Origin of the sequence: Bacillus cereus group sp. BceL220, from assembly GCF_051776965.1 — a bacterium.
GTDB lineage: Bacteria > Bacillota > Bacilli > Bacillales > Bacillaceae_G > Bacillus_A > Bacillus_A cereus.
The window spans coordinates 254,491-271,548 of record NZ_JBPWBC010000002.1 but is presented as its reverse complement, the minus strand read 5'-3'; the positions used below and the strand labels follow the sequence as shown (position 1 = coordinate 271,548).

The following is a 17,058-nucleotide window of genomic DNA, read 5'->3' as shown; positions in this document are numbered from 1 at the left end:
CTGTTTATGATTATTTGAAAGCTTTTGTTGCTTCAATTGCTTTTTTCCATCCAGCATATAGCTCTTCGCTTGTTTCCGCTTCCATAGTTGGTTCAAAGCGTTTGTCCATATGCCACTGTGATTTAATTTCATCTTGGTTTTTCCAATATCCAACCGCAAGACCAGCTAAGTATGCTGCACCTAAAGCTGTCGTTTCGTTGATCACTGGACGCTCTACAGGAACATCTAAAATATCACTTTGGAACTTCATTAAGAAGTTATTTTTAACTGCTCCGCCATCAACGCGTAATGTTTTCAGTTTAATACCTGAATCTGCTTCCATTGCGCATAATACATCTTTCGTTTGGTAAGCTAAAGATTCTAGCGTTGCACGAATGAAATGCTCTTTCGTCGTACCGCGTGTTACACCAAACATAGCGCCGCGTACTTCACTATCCCAATAAGGTGTTCCTAGTCCAACGAATGCTGGTACAACGTATACACCGTCAGTTGATTCAACGCGAGAGGCATATACTTCACTCTCACTTGCATCTTTAAACATGCGCATTCCGTCACGTAACCACTGAATCGCAGAACCTGCTACGAAAATACTTCCTTCTAATGCATAGTTCACTTTACCATCTATTCCCCATGCAATTGTTGTTAATAGACCGTGCTCAGAAGCTACTGCTTTTTCACCTGTGTTCATTAACATAAAGCAACCAGTTCCGTAAGTGTTCTTCGCCATACCTTCACCGAAACAAGCTTGTCCAAATAAAGCTGCTTGTTGGTCACCAGCTACACCTGCAATCGGTACATTTTGACCGAAGAAGTGGTAATCAATTGTTTCTCCATATATTTCAGATGATGGACGTACTTCTGGAAGCATACTCTTTGGTACTGTTAACATGTCTAGAAGCTCATCATCCCACTGTAAGTCGTGAATATTAAACATTAACGTACGTGATGCGTTTGAGTAATCTGTTACGTGTGCTTTACCACCAGATAGTTTCCATACAAGCCATGAATCAATTGTTCCGAATAATAGATCGCCGTTTTCTGCTTTCTCTCTTGCACCTTCAACGTTATCTAAAATCCACTTTACTTTCGTACCAGAGAAGTATGCATCAATTAAAAGACCTGTTTTTTCGCGAACCATTTCGCTATAACCTTTTTCTTTTAACTCATCACAAATTTCAGCTGTTTGGCGAGATTGCCATACGATTGCGTTGTAAATTGGTTTACTAGTTGTTTTATCCCATACAACCGTTGTTTCACGTTGGTTCGTAATACCGATACCAGCGATTTGTTCTGGTTTTACATCTGCTTCGCTTAAGCAAGTTGCGATAACTGCTAAAATAGATCCCCAAATTTCTTGTGCATTATGCTCTACCCAGCCCGGCTTTGGAAAATGTTGTGTAAACTCTTTTTGAGCTGAATGAACAATTTCACCTTTTTTATTGAATAAAATTGCACGTGAGCTTGTTGTTCCTTGGTCTAATGAAAGAATATATTTTTTCATATCGGTTTCCCCCTTATGCTACTTTTCTACTATTTGTATTGCTTCCGCTTTTTTTACTTGTCATATAAGAGATTGCTAGTACAATCACAGTTGCGATAATCACATAAATAAGTGCTGAATTTTGTTTTCCTTCAAATACAACTTGATGGAATAAACCTGCAAGTGATCCACCTAAAATTGGACCTACTACTGGAATCCATGCATACTTCCAGTTTGAACCGCCTTTTCCTGCAATCGGAAGGAAGAAGTGTGCGATACGCGGACCTAAATCACGTGCTGGGTTAATTGCGTATCCTGTTGTCCCACCTAATGATAAACCAATACTTACAATTAAGAAACCTACGATAAATGGATTTAATCCATCTGCAAATTTATTTGCACCAATTGCTAATATACCAAATACTAAAACGAATGTTCCAATCATTTCACTTAAAAGGTTTGCAAATGTGTTCGGAATTGCTGGACCTGTTGCAAATACGCCTAACTTTGTTCCTGGATCTTCTGTTTCTTTCCAGTGTGGTAAGTAATGTAAATATACGATAACTGCCCCGATAATTGCCCCAATCATTTGTGCTACGATATAACCTGGTACGTCACTCCATGGGAACGCTCCCTTAAATGCTAGTCCTATCGTTAAAGCTGGATTCAAATGTGCCCCACTAATTGATCCAACCGCATACGCTGCAACCGCTACTGCTAAGCCCCAGCCCATTGTAATAACAATCCAACCTGAATCTTTCGCAAACGATTTCTTTAAACTTACACCAGCACAAACGCCGCCACCAAGTACGATTAACAACGCAGTCCCTATTAACTCTCCTAAAAATGCTGACATAGTATCCCTCCACAATCAATTTAAACGCTTCCAAATGTGATAGAGGTAAAATGAATGGCCATTCGTTTTTGTCAAAAGAAAAAGACCCACAGCTTTGCACGCTTCTATATAAATTTATATAGAAACAATGAAATGTGGATCTCTTCTTTTCTCCGTCACGTTTATTAACTTGTCTATAATGTTAACCTCTTATGAAAGCGGTGTCAACAGAATTTTTTCACATTTTCGTCACTTTTTTTGGTAATGTTTCCATAGTTCGCGTTTTGACGTCGTAATCGCTGTCGCACCAGCGTTTAAAGCTCTTTCCACATCTTCTACAGTACGAATAAAACCACCTGCTAAAATCGGTACACCAGTACGCTCTTTCACTTCAGCGATAATATCCGTCATTGCTCCTGGAAGCACCTCAATATAATCCGGTTTCGTCTTATCTAAAAGATTGCAGCTCTTCTCCATCGCACTCGAATCGATTAAAAAGATGCGTTGTATTGCCACAACACCTTTTTGCTTCGCCTTCATAATAACGCTCGCCTTTGTCGAAAGTAACCCGTACGGTCTAAACTCCTGACATAAATATTCCGTCGCATGCCCATCACTCTGCAAGCCATGAATTAAATCCACATGTAAAAACACCTTTTTACAATATTGCTTCGCAAGTGATATAACACTCTTCAATTGGCCGACATGAATATCTAAAATAACGATATATTCATACGAACTATGTAATAGCTTTTCCAAATCTTTAATTTGCCTCACTGCCGGCAAAATCTTCTGTTCATGAAATTCCATTCTATATGTCCCGATACGATAAACTTAACTAAATCTATACAATTCAATCAAATTTACACGAGTTAGTGCTTCATCGTGTTCTCGCAGCCCCAAAGGGACGAGGGGTATAACACTCCACACGAGGCAGTATCGTTACCTCCTATTATCAAGCATTTATTTTACCCATCTTGATAAATTTATCGACGCATTTACATCCCTATCGTGATAGCTATTGCATGAAGCACAACGCCACTCACGAATCTTTAAACTCCACTGTCCTTCTGGTTGAACTGAATGGTCGTATTTAACGCCGCAACATGAACAAATCTTGCTTGAAGCGAACCATTTATCAGCTTTTACATACGCAATGCCGTACTTCTCGCACTTGTATGACAAACATTGAAAGAAGAAGTTTAATTTTTGAAATGAAAATGCTTTCGATAGTTTTTTGTTTTTTAACAGGTTTGAGATAGATAAGTCTTCCACAACAATCCTCATTGGTTTGGTTTTCACCAATCTAGCTGTTGCTTGATGGATATGGTTATTTCGGATATTCATAATTTTCCTAGATAACCGCAGATGCTCAGCTTTCGCTTTTTCATATCCAGCAGATTGAATTTTCACACCTTTTTTAAATCTCCTAGACATATCTCTTTGCGCTGACTTTTTCCTTTTCAAAAGTTTTTTAACCTTGGCATCTTTGTTTATATTTCGTTCTTTCGTACCATTAGAAGCTACAAACAGCTCTTTTAAACCAACATCCACACCAATCGACTCATTAGTTAGTTCTTGTGATTCAAAGTCTTCTTGGAACCCCACACTAATCCACCAGTGACGACCATCAAATGTAACTCTTGGATTGGATGTTTTTTTATTTCTTGGTAGTTGTTGGCTTGTTTTCATTTCTCCAATAGACTGAATATGAACGACTTTCTTTCCTATAACCAGTCTTTCATAATTGGCATAAAATCCTTGGATTAAATCTTTTTTGGATTTATAAGAAGTGTGAGAACCATTTTTGTACTTTTTGAACGAATGTTTTCTCGCCGTATCAAAATCTTTTGAAGCCTGTTTAGGAACTTGTGCATTAATGTCTTTTAACCACTCATATCTCTTTCGCTTCTTGATCTTTGTAAATCGTTTCTGTAAAGCTAACTGTGAAACAGATTTTCCAAATAGCTTATAGTATCTATCACTCATTCTTTTACAATAGTTATAAGCGAATCTTGTAGCTCCAGCATGGTTTCTAAGCACTTTTTCTTGTTCAGGCGTTGGAATTAGTCTGACTTTCTTCGCCAATATCATCAGAATGTAACTCCTTTAATGAAAGATTTGTTCTTCTGAATCGTAGCGTGTTCCACCAGCATTCTCGTAAGACTACTGGGATGCAAACCTGTTAATTCTGATACTTGACTAACTCGTGAAAATTTCATTATTATTCTTACCTCATTGAACCCACGATAGCACATGCGTTCGACAGATTCGATGAGGTTTGATAGATTTGATTAAATTTATCTCGTTCAACTAAGGGCGCAATTCCTTAGCCAGTTCTCTTATGAACTTCTCATATTTTCACATGAGCGCAGACTATATGTTTATCTCTTTAGAGATAGAGGATTTTTCCACCACCATAGGCTTGTGATGTACTCTCGTCAGTTATACGAGATAGTCGTTGAACGTTCATCTTATCGCTTTTGACTTAGATGATTCGAGGCGGAAGACCCATTGTTCTAGTGTTTAGGATTTAACCTTGCACCATCTGATTGATTTTTTCTGCTTTCGCGACATTCACGCTCGCCATTTCTAGCCACGTTGTAGTTCAATCAGCTTTAGGGATTGCCCGCAGTTAACCCTCACTACTAGCCAATCACTTGACTAGCAGGGCTTACTGATATATTTAATTAACTTTGGTTATAAATGGTTAAATAAATCGTAACAGTTAGTTACCCTTCCTATCTATCCTTTATAGTACACAATTTGAGTAGAAAGAACAGCTAGTGCAGAGAAATTATTTCCTCTATCTATATATTTTCTTCAACTTATCCGATCCCATACCACCTATAATCATGAATGCAAGGGGCAAAAGATTCATTACATATGGCGCATCTGTTACAATTGTAATACTTGCTCCTGCAAACTTATTTAGCATCCATACAACGATTTTGATAAGAAACAAAAATACTCCAAGCGTGAATAGACTATCGAAAAACACCTTCCATTTTGGATATGCTAATTGTTTACTATCTTCAATTACTTTTTGCGTCAACTCTTCGTCACTCCTTAACAATTCATCAATCGTAATACTGAATAAATCGCTTAAATGAATAATAATTTCAATGCTCGGATAGTTCTTTCCCGTCTCCCATTTCGAAATAGATTGCCTACTCACATGAAGTTTTTCAGCCAAATCATTTTGCGACCAATTTCTTTTTTCCCTTTCTTCTTTTAAACACTCACTAAAAATCATACTGTGTTTATCACCTCTCTATGCCCACTATGTTCAAATAAATGATGAAGAGTAAAGCTAGTTATCGTTTCATTTCCTGCGCAACTTATGCGTTACAGCTTATAATGGCGCTATTTTATATGTATCTTCCCTATACTATGCTCCAATAATAATTTCCCGAACAATAATACAAAGAACGGATACTAATAAAGACTAGATTAGGCATAAAAAATACGCCATCCCTTCTTATTAGTCTCCAGAAAGAATAACGCAAATTTTCATTTTTACTCATCATTTTTCGGACTATATGAAAACCCCGGGTATTTCACAACAGGCCACTTCTTCTTACGCAGAGAATCCATTACTTGCGGGCCAACATGTATATTACTCTCCACTATTTCTTTAGGAGTCAGTGCCATCCATTGATTTAACGATACATCTTCAAAACGATTGCTTCTGAACATCTCTAAAAACCATAATGTTTCGGTACCTGTATTTTGAATATAATGCCCCGTCGCAAACGGTACATATCCGACATCGCCAGCTCTATAATCAAATGTACGAGCGGTACCATTTCCAAGAAACACAGTCATTCTCGCTTCCCCTGTTAAATAATATTGCCATTCATCATTATTCGGGTGCCAATGAAGTTCTCTCATTCCACCAGGCTCAACCTCAACGAGCGCTGCTGCGATTGTTTTGGAAATAGGGAAATTTGTGGAATCTACAATTCGAACGCTACCACCAGGCGTCTTAATCGGCTTTTGTTTTAACAATTCATGTTTAAATGTTAAAGGAACTTCTCCTTTCGGTGATTGAACTTCCTGACTTTCAAGCGAACCTGGCACCTCTCCTTGATAAATATAAACTTGATCTGAAGGGAGAGAACGAAAAACACTCTCAGGTACTCCAAAATTAGCCGACAACACTTCTTTTGGCGTATGCGCAAACCAATCAGAAATAGCTAAAGTAGATAAATCAGAAAAATGCCCATCATCGAAAACGAGTAGAAATTCACAATGTTCCAATCCTTGAATGGAATGCGGAATACCAGGAGGAAAATACCAAAGATCACCTGGTCCAACATCAGCAATAAAATTCCGTCCATTTTGATCAACAGCCGTTATGCGTGCCCGTCCTAAAAGCATATACGCCCATTCCGCTTCTTTATGCCAATGAAGTTCTCGTATTCCACCGGCCGTTAAGCTCATATTTACCCCAGCAATCGTCGTCGAAACTGGTAGTTCCCGAGCAGTAATCTCCCGAGACCACCCGCCGTGTTTCAAAATCATAGAAGTGTCCGAGAATGAAAATTTCAAGTTAGGAACTAATCCTGCATCCGTTATAGGCGGAACAAGCATATTCGGATTTTGAATATCTCGCATAACATTACGAGGTCCAGAATCAATTGCACCTGCTCCGTCGCTGCGGATTGGTTGTGGCACATTCCTTCCTGCTTCATTAACAGTACGTTTCTTCATGATTACACTCCTTTTTCATCCGGTTATTAGGTGAAAATCCTCCACCATAGTGTATGAATTGGGCTTTAGATGGTTACAGTTACATCATCTGCCTATCATAATCGTTTTGTTCATTTCTCAACTTATAATAGTATGAACAGCGTCTGGAAAGATAATGAAGAAATTAAAACTATTAAAAAAACCTGTAAAATTTAGTGCAAACAAGTTAATATACTTAATTAGTAAATTTCCCTCGAATAATTTATTAGAATCTAACATCCGTATACTTCTTACATATTTATAATATTTCCGCATGTACTGTTTTACAAATAATTACATATTTACTCAAAGGGATTTATTTAGCTCTTAAAAGGAAATTTACTAAACGAAAAGAAAATTTTAATCACAAAGAAAAGAAGCTAACAATAAATTGTTAACTTCTCAACCGAAAGTAGAATACTATCTTTCCTTATCTTCTAATATCTAGGTTGTGATTGAATATTTGTAAGATGAACATCATACATATCAATGATTTCAAGAAATCTATCAGCTTCACGGAAAACATGGTCTGCCAATAATGGATGAATGATGCTCTTTATTTTACATTGCTCAATTAAATCACGTGCTGTTTTCTTAAAATCCCGAAGAGATGCAACCGACACACGATTTTGATCTAAAAATTGATCTAAAAGAGGGGCTGTTTGGGATTGTGGTTTCATAGATTCTAAGTCAATTGCTTGATACATCAATTCATCAAAATCATTGCTAAAATTCCGTGCTGTATCTACAAGCTTTCTTTCCGATGGATCAAGAAGATGACCAATAAATTTAGCATGGTCTGCCATAATCCGTAAAAAGAAAACATTTTCTTTAATAATAGCATCAGGAAGAGCATCTAATTTACCTTCATTTAATTGTATTAAACGTTTTCTAAAATAATCAGCTTCTCTACTTGTATGGTCAACTAAAAGTGGAAAGTTATTTTGTCCTGGCAATTTACATGTGAGAATTAACCCTAAAATTTTCCGTTTAAATCCCCAAATATTAGTTGCGGCTTGTTGTACTTCTGCATTAAATCTTTTTATTTGCTCAGGATCTGTTTCATTTGTATAGGAATGCGCTATTTGTTCAATATGTTCAAACAATCGATAAAATTGATTCGCCTCTTCGATTAGTTGAGTATCCTCGCATCTAAATCCCAAGCGAAGAAAAAAAGAATGCTCTTTCATAATTCTAGACCAAAAACGAATTTCATTTAATGAACGCTCAACAAACATTACAGATGTAACACCTGTATCAGGATGTAATGAAGTTTCATCCCTATGCATTGTTAATCCCCCCCAGTAAAATCCCCGCTAGTTCCATTCTTATGAGTAAAAATATATATAAATACCATCAATAAAAGTTTATGATGACTCTCTTATACATGTAAAATTAAACTAATATAACCTTAGCTTGATGAACATATACTGCTCCCCCAGAAGAAAAAAAGCTACCACCTAGTTGTAAAATTCTACTAGGTGGTAGCCTTTCAAAATTTTTATTAAAGCAATACCGAATCTTTATCACTATCCTGATTACGTTTCTCACGCTCTTCTTCTAAGCGCTTCATATATACTTCGCCTTCTTTTTCAATAAACTCATTATCCATATCTTGCTCTTTTTTCGAAGTATATAAAACCATGTAGCCACTTAGTACAATCCCGACAATTACAAGATAAACCCACCATGGTAAAGTTTCCAAATCACTTCATTCCTTTCCTTAGACAAGCCTTATTAGTTTCACTTTATGAGGAAAGAAGTGGATTTATGCTTAAAATTTTTATTGTGGATGCTTCGCGAAAAATGTTTGTACATATTCCATAAACTCAATTGGTTCCTGACGAAACGGTGCGTGGTATCCTTTTTCAATAATATGAAACGTACTATTCGCAAATAGCCCATGATACAGTTCACCATTTTTCCACGAAACACTCTTATCATGTCGTCCCCATATAATTAAAGTCGGTACCTTAATTTTATCAGCTTCCATCGCAATGCGGCGCTCTCTCATTTTCGTAAGCTGATCATAATGCTCTTTATCATCACGACTATTTTTTACTTCATTTTTATTATACTTCGTAATCTCAGTTACAGTTTGTAAGTCCGTCGATAGCGGTGGTACTTCATAACTTTCTTTTCGCTGGAAAGACTCTATCCCTGTAGCATCCGCCAAGATGAGATGCGTCACTGCATCCGGATATAAATACGCTAAATTAAGGGACATCTCTCCGCCCATTGAATGGCCGAGCACCGCAAACTGATCGTATCCGAGCTTCTTCATTAACTTATAATATAAATTCACTTGCGCAGGAAACGAATACTGAAAATCAACCGGCTTAGAAGAACGCCCAAACCCTAAAATATCAACCGCAATAATCGTATGGTCTCGCGCTAGTTCCGGATAAATATCACTAAACCCATCAGAAGAACCACCAAACCCATGCAGCATAAGTAAAGGAGGTTTCCCCTCACCAATTTGTTTAAAATAAATCGTCTGCCCATCAATTTGCGCCATACTCTCTTTCGTATTCAGCTTCATCATAACAGTATCTTTCACTTCTCCAACCTTCGCAATCGGCTTATCGACGAAATTACAAACAATTAACAAAACGAGCACAATACCACTAATCATATAAAACTTAAACCGTTTCAAAGTTCCCGTCTCCTTTCTCTTGTTGCTATTTAAAAGTTTTTACATTTTTTGGTTATTTTATGTTCTCTTTTTAATTGTAACTGAAATGGTTACAATTATACTAAAAAAATATAACTCATTTCTATTACTAATGGTTATTCTGTAACTATTATAGTTACATATTTAAAGTAAGTCAATTCTTTTCTCTACATGGCCTGAAAATAGAAAAAGGGACTTCATGTTGAAGTCCCTTTCTTTGTTATTATAGTTGGCTTACTCCGCCGTCGCCTTTATTATCTGCTGGTGCTCCGCCTGTGTCACCAATGTTAACGTAGTCTGGTCTTGCTGGTGCTCCTCCTGTGTCTCCTATATTAACGTAGTCTGGTCTTGCTGGTGCTCCTCCTGTGTCTCCTATATTTACAGCTTGATTTGTAAAAGAACTATTGAACCCAATTGATAATACCCCTACTAATGCAGTCCCAACAATAGCCAAACGAAATTTCTTCATTATTTTAACGCTCCCTTTTCCAATATATTTTTTTGAGCCTTATTATTCATATAAAAATATTTACTTGCCTTAACATGATCATCAAATTCATAAAATTTCAGTGCTAAAATTTCAGTGTATTCTTGAATACAATCCCATAATCTTTCTCTCTCAAAATAAGAAAGTCCTTCTAAAATTACATCTTCAATAATTGATACTGAAGATTTTCCATTGAGTTCTTTCAAAATTTTAAACCGATGTTGAAATTCTTTTTCTCCTAAATCAACACAAATATTTAAACCTTTTTCAACAATTGGATTCGCTAAATTATATTGTCCTAATTTGTAATGTTCATGTGCTTCTACAAACAAGGCTTTAAAGTGTTCTGGGTAATTTTTGGTCACCTCAGATATATGACGAATCGCTAATTCTGAAAGATTTTGACTAGCATAAAGCCAAGCTAAATTATGCCGAACCATTAGCATATATTTTTTTTGATCTGCTTTTTGCAATACTTCCATAGCAGAATTAAAGTTTTCTTCCGCTAATTCATAGTGATCTATGTCTACACAACATAGTCCAAAAGCATTTTCACATAATCCTACTTTTATTTCATAGCCTGGATATTGTAAAAATGCTGCTTTTGCCCTATTCAAGTAATCTATTGCATGAACTTGGTCATATTTTTGATAATAGAAATTCCCCATCCGATAATTAAACTCCGCATGTTCTATCGGATCGGCAATATATTTCAATAACTTCTCAGCTTGCTCATACTGTTCTTTCGCTTCATTATAATTTGAAATTAATGTGCAATGAAACCCTTTAAAAAAGTGATAGTAATAAGCTAGAACACCTTCTGCTGGGATTTCAAAAGATTCCACTTTATCAAAACTATCTTCTCTAACCCCAATCCAATCAACTAATGCATCATATCTAAAATTCAACAACGCATGATAAAGCAATACATCCTGATCTACGTCCAACCCACTAATCTTACTTTCAATCTCCTCTTTCATTTCCGTAGCTTTCTCTATATTTTGCTGTAACATTACACGATACCAATCATCTAAAGAATGTTTCATTTGCTCCCGCGTTACTACATCTGCTCCCATACACTCGCATCTCCTTTTCTCAAACTTACAAAATTAGTATTTTTATACAATTATCAAAATTGTATATTACCACTCCTTTTCTATGCATTGAAAAATAATTATCAGAAAATTTAATATTTTGATTAATTATACCAAAGTTTTCCTTTTTAATAACTTGAGAAACAATTGTCAGAAAACTTACTAGGATAAATAAAAAAGCAAGCAGTTCCAGCACTCCGCTAAAACTACTTGCTCTCCTACTTATTATCTCTATTTTTACTCTTTAATAAATTCCTTCGTACTTCTCACTGTATCAATTGGACGAACTAATTTTTCAATTTCTTCACGTTTTGGCTCTAGGAATGGAGGTAAAGATAATTTTTCGCCAAGCGTTTCGTATGGCTCATCTCCCATAAATCCTGGTCCATCTGTTGCGAATTCAAATAAGATTTGTGGTGCAACTCTTGCATATAATGATTCGAAGAAGTGACGGTTTACATATCCAGATGAAGGAAGTCCTACGCTACTGATTCTCTCAATCCATTCTTCTAATACAGCGCGATCTTCTACGCGGAATGCCGCATGGTGCACTGTACCAAAACCTTGTTGTGCTTCAGGAAGAACTGTATTATGTTCTACAATAACAGATGCACCGTTTCCGCCTTTGTTCACTTCAAATAAATAGAATTCCCCTTCTTGCGCAACCTCTTTAAATAATAGAACTTTTTCTAACACTTCTTTGAAGAAGCTAAAGTTTGCAATACGGATAAATACAGGCCCTAAACCAGTGATTGCATATTCTAATGGTACTGGCCCGTTTTGCCACGGTGTACCTGATTCGATTCCTTTATCAAGTTCATCTGAGATTAATTGATATTGTTGGTCATCAAAGTCAACGAAAGAAAGAGTTTTCTTACCAAATTGCTCTTTAATTCCTGTATGTTCTACTTCAAGACGGTCAAAGCGTTTCACCCAATACTCTAATGCTGCATCAGTCGGAACACGGAATGAAGTTTTTGAAATTTCATTTGTACCGTGTACTCCTTTCGGAACACCTGGGAAATCAAAGAATGTCATATCTGTTCCTGCACTACCTTTATCATCTGCAAAGAATAAATGATACGTTTGAATATCATCTTGGTTTACTGTTTTCTTAACTAAACGCATTCCTAAAACGTGAGTGAAAAACTCATAGTTCTTTTCTGCACTACTTGTAATCGCTGTAACGTGGTGAATTCCTTTTAATTGGTTCATTTTATATTCCTCCAATGTTTTTTAATTTATATTTTCTCTCCTATTACTTCTCTTCAATAGGTGCTAAATTCGCTTCAATCTCTGCACGCTGATCTTCTAAGAACGGTGGTAAATCAAGTTTTTCTCCTAAATGTTCCACATCTCCATCAACTGTAAATCCTGGTCCATCTGTCGCAATTTCAAAAAGGATTCCGTTTGATTCACGGAAATATAAGCTTTTAAAGTAGAAACGGTCGATGATTCCTGAAGACTGGAAGCCTCTTTGTTTCACCTGTTCTTCCCAATAGGCAAGCTCTGCATCGTTTTTCACGCGAATTGCTAAATGGTGAATGCTCCCTCGGCCCGGCTTTTCAGTAGGTCCATCTAAATATTTCACAACGATTTCTCCAAAAGCCTCTCCTTTAATGGATTGAAAAATTGCTTCCTCTTCGCTACGGCTAACCTCTGTATAACCAAACATTTCTGTAAGTGTACTCGCCATTTTATCAAGTCTACGAACTGTCATTTCCACAGAACCCATTCCTTGAATTTGATGCTTTGCAGGAACTTCTGATTTCTCCCAAGTTTCCCAGTGCTCTACTTTTTCTCCGTTTGAAACGAGTAGTACTAAGCGAAGACCTTCAGCATCCTCAAATTGTAAAGCAGGACGATTTGCATATGTTGTCATTTCACTATGTTTCACATCAAATTCCTCAAATCGCGCTTTCCAGTAATGTAAGCTTTCCTCTGAAGGAACGAGTAATCCAATTCGAGTAATCGCATTCGTACCGCGATATGTTCTTCCTACTAATGGAATTTCAAAAAATGATAATTCCGTACCTGGACTTCCTGTTTTATCTCCATAAAATAAGTGGTACATTGACGGATCATCTTGGTTTACTGTCATTTTCACACGACGTAAGCCAAGCACGTTTTTATAAAAGTGATTATTTTCATTTGCATTTTTCGTAACCATTGAAATGTGATGATGCCCTTTAATTTCATACATTGGTTATTCCTCCGTTTCGTTTTACTAGTCAAGTGATAACTAAAAAAATAACATTTCCCACAACTAATATGGTTTTTAGCTTTTCAATTTATTCTTAATTATGTTTTTGTAAATTCATCTTAGTTTTTACTGTATAAGTTACTTTGTTTTTTAATCGAAAACAACTGAGTGTATGTTTTTCATATGACTCAATCGCTTTCGTTACTATCACTTTACACCTCAAGTGATTGAAAAGCAAGTGAAAAATCTCGAATTCGAGATTTTTTTGTTAAATAACATTTAGAGTGTAAAATCATTAATTTCTGGATAGCGTCACATCACTATCAAGCTAAAGACTCAAAGCTCTCCATGCCCATCAAGCTACCAAGAATACACTACCCCAAAACGATAAAAATCAACTTCGTTGCTATAAAAGACAACTTTTTTGTTCCGAGGAAATTATAGAATTTTATATCTTTACAATTATTTATGGGGAGTTAATTCGTTTTTTTCAAGAATAAGTAATTTCTTAAATAGAAGTTCACGTACCTCTTCCTTATGATAATTAATTTTTGTTGATTGATAAGAAATTTAATGAATGATTATTCGAATATGCTTTCGTAAATGTTAAATGTAGTTTTTGGATAATGTTTGGTCAAGTTGATACTAATACCCTCGATAAACGAAAGAAAATTAAGAGTGTTCCGAGAAAAAGTAATTAAAAAACGCTCATTTACAGAAGAACATTATTCAAGTGAAGCCCTCTATAATTCAATTACAACTCCTTGAAAGTTTATGATACTATCCTGATCACACTTTTTATATTTAATGTTTTAAGGAAAAAAGCTATACTATAAGCGAAACTAAAAATCAGAAAGGAAATACCATAACATGGAAAATTATATGCTATTTATCCTTACAGCACTCCTTATTATAATGATGCCTGGTCCCGGTTTTGCTTTAGTTACAAAAAACACTATCTCTCATGGTAGAAATGGTGGGATAAAGACCGTCTTAGGAACGGTATCTGGAATGATGATTCATACAATAATGGCTACACTAGGACTCTCTGCTATCTTAATGAAATTTGCTATGCTATTTACATTAATAAAATATGCTGGGGCATTTTATTTAATTTATTTAGCTGTAAAGTCAATTAAAAGTGCCTTTTCTAAACAAGAAAAGGTGTCAGGTTCAGTGGAGATAAACTCTAAGGATATTGGAACGGTTAAAAGTTTTAGACAAGGATTTACCACGGCAATCTTAAACCCAAAAACGGCTGTATTTTTCCTTAGTTTTCTACCCCAATTTATTGTGAGTAATCAAAGTCATTTCTTCCAATTTCTTTTGTTGGGATTCACATTTACGACTTTGACAGCAATATGGTATTTACTTTATATCTCTCTAATACGTCAATTAAGAACTTTTTTAAGAAAAGAAAAGGTGAACCGTACAATAGAGGGTATTACTGGTACAGTATTATTAGTATTTGGAGTTAGGCTATTTTTCCAAAAATAAATATGTAATAGAGAGAGTTTAAAGCTTTCGGTTTTTCCAATAAATGAATCAATATAAAAAGTATGGCTTTCAAACAGTAAAAAAGTGAACAAACGGGTGTGTTTGTGGAATAAGCTTCAATAAAATAACCAAACTTTTTATAAAGAAGTGAATCGATTAATTGATATAAAGGCGTTATCCTTTCCTATGATTTCTCAGAAAGAATAACGCCTTGCTCTTTTTAGAGGGTATTTTGTCTAGTTAGCTTGATAGCGATGTGGTTCTATCCCTTATAAAGTGAAACTTTAATCAGTGGGGGTTTTGTTCATCCCCCACTGATTATTAGTTGAACCAATCGGGCTTTTACGGACAGTTGATCCCCCACCTAACTTCTTTGCTTCCGCTGAATTTTGAGGTCGGGGTCTTACTGCCCGTTAATGCGGGATAAATGTTACAAAAACATTTATAATAGCTCTAACTTGCACAATGCTTCCCGTTAATATAATACGCTGATTCTGTGAAAACCGTAAATACAACCTCCACTTCTGGAAGTCCAAAATCCATTACATATGTAGTAATGGCCTTGGCAAATCGATCACGAATTTCCTGTCCACGCTCGAACCATTTCACTTCAATAAGAGGAAACGCTTCTATTTCTTCTCCATTGAATACAAACGTAGAACTTGGTAGTTCCAACGTAAAATTATCCGTACCACACTCACAAATCTCTGCGAGCTCTTCTACTAATGGCTTGCTTATGTGTTTTAATTGTTCAGTAGTAATTCCACGAAACACAACATGCGGCATGTGAATCCCTCCTTTAGATAGTTTTATATTTGCTCACATCATAGCACAATTCTCCCACCTTTTAACAAAAATAGATGCTAAACAAGTTTCAACTCTTATTTTTAGGCCTGTTATACAGGCTGAAGCGATTCTAAGTATCTGCCATATTAAAGTTGATATGCTCCCATTCTAGTGGTGAGATATGTTTTAATCGTTCTTCGTTGACCCCATGCGTACTTCTTAACTATTTCATTTAATTTTTAATAAAGAAAACAGCCTCACTAAGCTTTTAGAACTTAATGAGGCCACTTTATTCACACTTTTAATTATGGAACGTCGGTTTATAGAACGAACGATTATCAAGAGCAAAGACACGCTCAGTGTATTCACCTGGTTTTGTGCGTCCTAATGCGCGGTCCATCATGTTCATTTTTGCATCTAAGTTATCGATGTAATGCAGAATTTCTGCTTCTTTTACTAATGGTGATTTTGGGCTACCCCATTCCGCTTTTCCGTGATGAGAAAGGACGATGTGTTGAAGAATTAATACTTCTTCTGCATCGATGTTCAGCTCGTCTGCTGCTTTACCAATTTCGTTCACCATGATCGAAATGTGGCCAAGTAAATTTCCTTCTAACGTATACGTTGTAGAAATTGGGCCAGATAGTTCAATTACTTTACCAAGGTCATGTAAAATAACGCCTGCATATAGTAAGTCTTTATCTAATGATGGGTATAGATTTGAAATAGCTTTCGCTAAATCTAGCATCGATACGACGTGATAAGCTAGTCCAGATACGAACTCATGATGGTTCTTTGTCGCTGCTGGATATTCTAAAAATTCGTTTTGATGCTTATTTAACAAATGTCTTGTTAGACGTTGAATGTTCGGATTTCTCATTTCAAATATGTATTGTGTAATTTTCTCAACCATATCTTCTTTTTTCACTGGTGCTTTTTCTACGAAATCCGAGATGTCTGTTACTTCATTTTCATTCGCAACACGGATTTGTTTCACACGTAATTGAATACGTCCTTTGTAGTTTAAAATATCACCAGCTACTTTAACGATTGTTTCTGCTACATATTGTTTCTCAACTTCTGGTGATACGTCCCATAGCTTCGCTTCAATATCTCCACTTGGATCTTGTAAGATTACTGTTAAAAATGGCTTTCCATTACTTGCTAGACCTTTTGTCGCTGTTTTAATTAACAAGAAAACATCGACTTGTTCACCAACTTCATATTCTGCAATTTTCTTTTTCATTCGAATTCCTCCACCAAATCAG

The 17,058-nt window shown here is 36.0% G+C and carries 16 protein-coding genes; 1 reads left to right on the top strand and 15 read right to left on the bottom strand.

What is annotated here, in order from left to right; genetic code table 11:
• Positions 1–10 precede the first annotated feature (10 nt).
• From glpK to ACS2FK_RS06205, 13 genes are all read right to left on the bottom strand, one after another.
• The gene (gene glpK / locus ACS2FK_RS06265; RefSeq protein WP_063546700.1) at positions 11–1,501 is read right to left on the bottom strand and encodes a glycerol kinase GlpK; all 1,491 of its coding nucleotides are present in this window, start codon (positions 1,499–1,501) and stop codon (positions 11–13) included.
• A gap of 13 nt (positions 1,502–1,514) precedes the next feature.
• Positions 1,515–2,336 (bottom strand): glycerol uptake facilitator protein GlpF, encoded by an 822-nt coding sequence (glpF, locus tag ACS2FK_RS06260; RefSeq protein ID WP_001272200.1) that lies wholly within the window; start codon positions 2,334–2,336, stop codon positions 1,515–1,517.
• A gap of 228 nt (positions 2,337–2,564) precedes the next feature.
• The gene (gene glpP / locus ACS2FK_RS06255; protein ID WP_000394286.1) at positions 2,565–3,125 is read right to left on the bottom strand and encodes a glycerol uptake operon antiterminator GlpP; all 561 of its coding nucleotides are present in this window, start codon (positions 3,123–3,125) and stop codon (positions 2,565–2,567) included.
• Positions 3,126–3,278: 153 nt separating this feature from the next.
• Positions 3,279–4,409 carry an RNA-guided endonuclease InsQ/TnpB family protein gene (locus ACS2FK_RS06250; protein ID WP_063546698.1) on the bottom strand — a complete coding sequence of 377 codons (1,131 nt, stop codon included), beginning with the start codon at positions 4,407–4,409 and terminating at the stop codon, positions 3,279–3,281.
• A gap of 712 nt (positions 4,410–5,121) precedes the next feature.
• The gene (locus ACS2FK_RS06245; RefSeq protein WP_063546696.1) at positions 5,122–5,571 is read right to left on the bottom strand and encodes a helix-turn-helix domain-containing protein; all 450 of its coding nucleotides are present in this window, start codon (positions 5,569–5,571) and stop codon (positions 5,122–5,124) included.
• Between the two features lie 263 nt (positions 5,572–5,834).
• Positions 5,835–7,031 carry an oxalate decarboxylase family bicupin gene (locus ACS2FK_RS06240; protein ID WP_063546694.1) on the bottom strand — a complete coding sequence of 399 codons (1,197 nt, stop codon included), beginning with the start codon at positions 7,029–7,031 and terminating at the stop codon, positions 5,835–5,837.
• Between the two features lie 455 nt (positions 7,032–7,486).
• Positions 7,487–8,338 (bottom strand): DUF2935 domain-containing protein, encoded by an 852-nt coding sequence (locus tag ACS2FK_RS06235; protein WP_000554479.1) that lies wholly within the window; start codon positions 8,336–8,338, stop codon positions 7,487–7,489.
• A gap of 215 nt (positions 8,339–8,553) precedes the next feature.
• Positions 8,554–8,754 (bottom strand): sporulation YhaL family protein, encoded by a 201-nt coding sequence (locus ACS2FK_RS06230; RefSeq protein WP_000449223.1) that lies wholly within the window; start codon positions 8,752–8,754, stop codon positions 8,554–8,556.
• A 78-nt stretch (positions 8,755–8,832) separates the two neighbouring features.
• Positions 8,833–9,705, bottom strand: coding sequence for an alpha/beta fold hydrolase (locus ACS2FK_RS06225; protein ID WP_063546692.1), 873 nt, complete (start codon positions 9,703–9,705; stop codon positions 8,833–8,835).
• 241 nt (positions 9,706–9,946) lie between these two features.
• Positions 9,947–10,192 carry a Phr family secreted Rap phosphatase inhibitor gene (locus ACS2FK_RS06220; RefSeq protein ID WP_000714516.1) on the bottom strand — a complete coding sequence of 82 codons (246 nt, stop codon included), beginning with the start codon at positions 10,190–10,192 and terminating at the stop codon, positions 9,947–9,949.
• Complete coding sequence (locus tag ACS2FK_RS06215; RefSeq protein ID WP_000500588.1) at positions 10,192–11,286, bottom strand: RapH N-terminal domain-containing protein; 1,095 nt, start codon at positions 11,284–11,286, stop codon at positions 10,192–10,194. The genes ACS2FK_RS06220 and ACS2FK_RS06215 overlap by 1 nt, the downstream gene beginning before the upstream one ends.
• A 255-nt stretch (positions 11,287–11,541) precedes the next feature.
• The gene (locus ACS2FK_RS06210) at positions 11,542–12,519 is read right to left on the bottom strand and encodes a ring-cleaving dioxygenase (RefSeq protein WP_001072581.1); all 978 of its coding nucleotides are present in this window, start codon (positions 12,517–12,519) and stop codon (positions 11,542–11,544) included.
• 43 nt (positions 12,520–12,562) lie between these two features.
• Positions 12,563–13,507 carry a ring-cleaving dioxygenase gene (locus tag ACS2FK_RS06205; RefSeq protein WP_063546690.1) on the bottom strand — a complete coding sequence of 315 codons (945 nt, stop codon included), beginning with the start codon at positions 13,505–13,507 and terminating at the stop codon, positions 12,563–12,565.
• An 870-nt stretch (positions 13,508–14,377) separates the two neighbouring features.
• Here ACS2FK_RS06205 and ACS2FK_RS06200 point away from each other — a divergent pair.
• On the top strand, positions 14,378–15,004 hold the full coding sequence (locus ACS2FK_RS06200; RefSeq protein WP_000433011.1) for a LysE family translocator: 627 nt from the start codon (positions 14,378–14,380) through the stop codon (positions 15,002–15,004).
• Between the two features lie 453 nt (positions 15,005–15,457).
• Here the strand turns inward: ACS2FK_RS06200 and ACS2FK_RS06195 are convergent, their stop codons facing one another.
• Entirely contained in the window at positions 15,458–15,790 is a 333-nt protein-coding gene (locus ACS2FK_RS06195; RefSeq protein WP_001120954.1) for a DUF1904 family protein, read from the bottom strand.
• Between the two features lie 301 nt (positions 15,791–16,091).
• Positions 16,092–17,036 (bottom strand): 3'-5' exoribonuclease YhaM, encoded by a 945-nt coding sequence (gene yhaM, locus ACS2FK_RS06190; protein ID WP_063546688.1) that lies wholly within the window; start codon positions 17,034–17,036, stop codon positions 16,092–16,094.
• Positions 17,037–17,058 lie beyond the last annotated feature (22 nt).

Bases quoted from the DNA above. Each gene is read 5' to 3' on its own strand.
- glpK (WP_063546700.1), bottom strand. From the start codon at position 1,501: ATGAAAAAATATATTCTTTCATTAGACCAAGGAACAACAAGCTCACGT.
- glpF (WP_001272200.1), bottom strand. From the start codon at position 2,336: ATGTCAGCATTTTTAGGAGAGTTAATAGGGACTGCGTTGTTAATCGTA.
- glpP (WP_000394286.1), bottom strand. From the start codon at position 3,125: ATGGAATTTCATGAACAGAAGATTTTGCCGGCAGTGAGGCAAATTAAA.
- ACS2FK_RS06250 (WP_063546698.1), bottom strand. From the start codon at position 4,409: ATGATATTGGCGAAGAAAGTCAGACTAATTCCAACGCCTGAACAAGAA.
- ACS2FK_RS06245 (WP_063546696.1), bottom strand. From the start codon at position 5,571: ATGATTTTTAGTGAGTGTTTAAAAGAAGAAAGGGAAAAAAGAAATTGG.
- ACS2FK_RS06240 (WP_063546694.1), bottom strand. From the start codon at position 7,031: ATGAAGAAACGTACTGTTAATGAAGCAGGAAGGAATGTGCCACAACCA.
- ACS2FK_RS06235 (WP_000554479.1), bottom strand. From the start codon at position 8,338: ATGCATAGGGATGAAACTTCATTACATCCTGATACAGGTGTTACATCT.
- ACS2FK_RS06220 (WP_000714516.1), bottom strand. From the start codon at position 10,192: ATGAAGAAATTTCGTTTGGCTATTGTTGGGACTGCATTAGTAGGGGTA.
- ACS2FK_RS06215 (WP_000500588.1), bottom strand. From the start codon at position 11,286: ATGGGAGCAGATGTAGTAACGCGGGAGCAAATGAAACATTCTTTAGAT.
- ACS2FK_RS06210 (WP_001072581.1), bottom strand. From the start codon at position 12,519: ATGAACCAATTAAAAGGAATTCACCACGTTACAGCGATTACAAGTAGT.
- ACS2FK_RS06205 (WP_063546690.1), bottom strand. From the start codon at position 13,507: ATGTATGAAATTAAAGGGCATCATCACATTTCAATGGTTACGAAAAAT.
- ACS2FK_RS06200 (WP_000433011.1), top strand. From the start codon at position 14,378: ATGGAAAATTATATGCTATTTATCCTTACAGCACTCCTTATTATAATG.
- ACS2FK_RS06195 (WP_001120954.1), bottom strand. From the start codon at position 15,790: ATGCCGCATGTTGTGTTTCGTGGAATTACTACTGAACAATTAAAACAC.
- yhaM (WP_063546688.1), bottom strand. From the start codon at position 17,036: ATGAAAAAGAAAATTGCAGAATATGAAGTTGGTGAACAAGTCGATGTT.